Annotated in this window: 2 protein-coding genes and 1 tRNA gene (1 of these 3 only partly in view); all 3 read left to right on the plus strand. The window is 32.9% G+C overall.

The window, feature by feature from the left end; genetic code table 11:
* Positions 1–46: transfer RNA gene (locus tag DW269_RS12675), tRNA-Ser, on the plus strand; it begins 88 nt to the left of the window's first position.
* A 59-nt stretch (positions 47–105) separates the two neighbouring features.
* Positions 106–1,158: an FUSC family protein gene (locus DW269_RS12345; protein ID WP_117460304.1), complete on the plus strand. Its 1,053-nt coding sequence runs from the start codon at positions 106–108 to the stop codon at positions 1,156–1,158.
* Between the two features lie 440 nt (positions 1,159–1,598).
* A complete protein-coding gene (locus tag DW269_RS12350) occupies positions 1,599–2,033 on the plus strand; it encodes an 8-oxo-dGTP diphosphatase (protein ID WP_117460306.1) in 435 nt (144 codons plus the stop codon).
* Positions 2,034–2,217 lie beyond the last annotated feature (184 nt).

The following is a 2,217-nucleotide window of genomic DNA, read 5'->3' on the forward strand; positions in this document are numbered from 1 at the left end:
AGAGGATTAACGTCCTGCGGGGGTTCGAATCCCTCAACCTGCGCCATTGAATGTTACTCGGGAGAAATCCTGATTTTTTTTGTATTTTGATTAAGGAGGTATTATATGAAATTTTACCAGGAATTACAATTGAATCAGAAAGGCTCAAAAGAGTTAATTAAAAACAGTCAAACAACAAAAGAGAAACTATATCATATAGCAGTTTATCTTTTTAAAATTGCGATCACAGTGGCATTCTGCTTTCTCTTTGTAACATTATTTAGTATTTTATTTGGAAGTGAGAATAGTATTGCTGGAGTGGTTGTTCTCTTATGTATAATGGTATTTAGACAGGCAGACTTTGAAATTCATGCAGGACAATCTACAGTGCTTCTGGCATTATTTTTCATTAATATGACTTTATGTTCACACCTGGCTAATAAACTTCCTCCAGTTGCAGGAATGTTGGTAAATATTGGTGCATTAGCTATATTAGTATTCCTAGGATGTCATAATCCATCTATGTTCAATCAATCTACACTCGTTCTAGGATATTTACTATTATATGGTTATGATGTATCTGGAAAGAGTTATTTGATGAGACTTGCTGGAATGGCTGTAGGTGCAGTTCTTACCTGTATCGTGTTCTATCGAAACCATAAGCATAGAACTTATAATAAGCATGTAATGCATTTATTACAAGAATTTGATCTTTCTTCTACTAGAACAAAATGGCAGCTATGTCAGATTATCTGTGTGCCAGTTGTAATATGTATTGCGGAACTCTGTGATATGCCACGTGCTATGTGGGCTGGTATTGCCGCAATGTCTGTAATCTTACCACTTATGGACGATATGCAGTATAGAGTACGTAAAAGAATTATTGGAAATATTGCAGGTGTTTCATGTTTTACAGTGTTATATTTCTTGCTTCCTTCACCAATCTATGCATTTATCGGTGTCATTGGTGGTATTGGCGTAGGGTTTTCTACAAAATATGGCTGGCAGGCTGTCTTTAATACATTTGGTGCATTAGCTATTGCGACAGAGCTATATGGATTAAAGGGTGCAGTAAGTTTAAGATTAATCCAGAATATATTTGGTGTTGTCTTTGCATTATTATTCTGTATTATTTTTCATTGGTTTGTATCAAGAATTAAAGTGAAAGAAGTATTATAGGATATAATGAGGTCATAAACTTGTTTTGATATAAGGACGTACGAAAATGTATGTTCTTTTTTTGCATATATTTAATAGTTTTGGATATGAAAATAATATATAGAAAAGTTAACTAAAAAAGATGAAGGAGATAAAAGATGGATTATTATTAAAAATAAGCTTGCTAGTAGTGACATGCTTACTTGCAAGTTTAGTAGGAAAAATATATTGGATCTGGCCCTCATGATACATTATATCTAATGAGAATGTCTTAATATGCATCTGATAGAAGAATGAAACGTGCAATATTGCGGTTTTTTACACATGGGGATAGTTTTAGTGCATCTCTATTGTAATATGCATAAATAAGCGTTTTGAGGGCATTTTTGTATATATATGACAACTGCTTATGTATAATGGTTTATAAAGCTTAGAGAAGCGATATATGAGGAGAAAGTGCTATGAGAACTGAAATGGTTGAATTGACTAATCTCTGCATGATTAAAGATGGAGATGAGTATTTACTGCAGAATAGAGTTAAAAAAGATTGGCAGGGATATACATTTCCTGGAGGGCATATAGAACCTGGAGAATCAATTGTACAATCTGCAATAAGAGAAGTAAAAGAAGAAACTGGTTTAACTATGAAGAATCCCCGTTTAGTAGGAGTGAAACAATTCTGGGTAAAATCGGGTAGATATATTGTATTTTTATTTTCTGCAACAAAATTTAGTGGAGAATTAAGAAGCAGTTATGAAGGTGAAGTGGGGTGGTTTACCAAAGAAGAGATGAAAAATATCAATTTAGTGAGTCATTTTTTTGAACATTTAGCTGTATTTGAAGGTGATTACTCAGAATATATCTATGAATCTGAAGATTCTATTAAGATTTACTAAAAAAAGATACATGAAAAAACATTGATATATAGTGCATATTTTATAAACTTAAAAAATAATTTTAAAAAAGGGGTTGCAAAACCTTTGAATTCATTGTATATTATACGAGTAGTCTCGATTGCGAAGTGCCCTGGTGGCGAAACTGGTAGACGCACAGGACTTAAAATCCTGCGGACTTCAAACT

It is taken from the genome of Catenibacterium sp. AM22-6LB, from assembly GCF_003435615.1.
Lineage (GTDB): Bacteria > Bacillota_I > Bacilli_A > Erysipelotrichales > Coprobacillaceae > Catenibacterium > Catenibacterium mitsuoka_A.

What these genes read in the sequence shown, in the direction of transcription:
- DW269_RS12350 (WP_117460306.1), top strand. Translation starts at nt 1,599, where the DNA reads ATGAGAACTGAAATGGTTGAATTGACTAATCTCTGCATGATTAAAGAT.
- DW269_RS12345 (WP_117460304.1), top strand. Translation starts at nt 106, where the DNA reads ATGAAATTTTACCAGGAATTACAATTGAATCAGAAAGGCTCAAAAGAG.